Annotated in this window: 1 pseudogene; it reads right to left on the bottom strand. The window is 62.9% G+C overall.

From position 1 onward, the window contains the following. Positions 1-1,879: pseudogene (locus tag EN879_RS34125) on the bottom strand (vitamin B12-dependent ribonucleotide reductase); the annotation flags it as partial.

Raw genomic sequence — 1,879 nt, forward strand, 5'->3', positions numbered from 1 at the left:
TCGATGGCGCGGTCCCAGGCGGCCTTGGCGTGGGTCGCAAGGTCCTGCTGCTTCAGGTCGGAAGCGACGAGCGGCACCGGGTTGACGGCGAGCTTCTCGTAGCCCTGCTTCTCGCCATAGGCGGCACGGCGATGGTTGCGCATGACGCGCAGCATGTTCTGGGCATTGCGGTCGTAGTCGGCGAAGGCGCCGAGTTCGCCGGCCATCTCGGCCGAGGTGGCATAGGCCATGCCGGTCATGATCGCGGTGAGTGCGGCGCAGATCGCGCGGCCTTCGTCGGAGTCGTAGGGAATGCCCGACGTCATCAGCAGGCCGCCGATATTGGCATAGCCGAGGCCGAGCGTGCGGTATTCGTAGGACTGCTTGGCGATCTCCTTCGACGGGAACTGCGCCATCATGACGGAGATTTCGAGCACGATGGTCCACAGCCGCACCGTGTGCTCGTAGGCTGCGATGTCGATCGTGCCGTCGGCGTTGCGGTAGGGCAGCAGATTGATCGAGGCGAGATTGCAGGCCGTGTCGTCGAGGAACATGTATTCGGAGCACGGGTTGGACGCCCGGATCGCACCGGCGGAAGCGCAGGTGTGCCAGTCGTTCATCGTCGTGTTGAAATGCAGGCCCGGATCGGCCGACGCCCAGGCGGCGTAACCGATCTTTTCCCAGAGATCCCTGGCCTTCAGCGTCTTCAGTACCTTGCCGTCCTTGCGGGCGGTCAGGTGCCAGTCGGCATCGTCCTCGACGGCGCGCAGGAAATTATCCTTCAGCGACACCGAATTGTTGGAATTCTGGCCCGAAACCGTGAGGTAGGCGTCCGAATCCCAGTCTGTGTCGTAGGTCTTGAACGACATCGAGCTATAGCCCTGCTTGGCGAACTGGATGACGCGGTAGATGTAGTTCTCCGGCACGGCCGACTTCTTGGCCGCCTTAATCTCGCGCTTCAGCGCGGAGTTGATCGACGGATCGAAGCAGTCGTCGCCATTGCCTTCGCAGTTGACGCAGGCCTTCATGATCGCTTCGAGATGCTTCTTGACGATCTTCGAGCCGGTCACCAGCGAGGCGACCTTCTGCTCTTCATTGACCTTCCAGTCGATGAATTCCTCGATATCGGGATGGTCGGCGTCGACGATGACCATTTTGGCGGCGCGGCGCGTCGTGCCGCCCGACTTGATGGCGCCCGCCGCGCGGTCGCCGATCTTGAGGAAGCTCATCAGGCCCGACGAGCGGCCGCCACCGGACAGTTTTTCGCCTTCGCCGCGCAGCAGCGAGAAGTTGGAGCCGGTGCCGGAGCCGTATTTGAACAGGCGCGCTTCACGCACCCACAAATCCATGATGCCACCCTCGTTGACGAGGTCGTCCTGTACGCCCTGGATGAAGCAGGCATGCGGCTGCGGATGCTCGTAGGAGGATTTCGACTTGGTCAGCTTGCCGGTGAACGGGTCGACATAGAAGTGGCCCTGGCTCGGGCCGTCGATGCCATAGGCCCAGTGCAGGCCGGTGTTGAACCATTGCGGCGAGTTCGGCGCGACGCGCTGGGTGGCCAGCATGTGGGCAAGCTCGTCACGGAAGGCGCGTGCGTCTTCTTCCGACGCCTTGAAGTAGCCGCCCTTCCAGCCCCAATAGGTCCAGGTGCCGGCAAGGCGGTCGAAGACCTGGCGGGCGTCGATCTCGGAACCGTAGCGCTCGGCTTCCGGCAGCTTGGCGAGTTCCGCCTCATCGGCGACGGAGCGCCACAGGAAGGAGGGGACGTCGTTCTCTTCGATCTTCTTCAGGCGTGCCGGAACACCGGCCTTGCGGAAATATTTCTGTGCCAGGATATCGGCTGCGACCTGGGAGAACTGCGCCGGCACGTCGATATTGTCCAAGCGGAACACCACCGAGC

Origin of the sequence: Mesorhizobium sp. M7A.F.Ca.AU.002.02.1.1 (genome assembly GCF_003998535.1) — a bacterium.
GTDB classification, from domain to species: Bacteria; Pseudomonadota; Alphaproteobacteria; order Rhizobiales; family Rhizobiaceae; genus Mesorhizobium; species Mesorhizobium ciceri.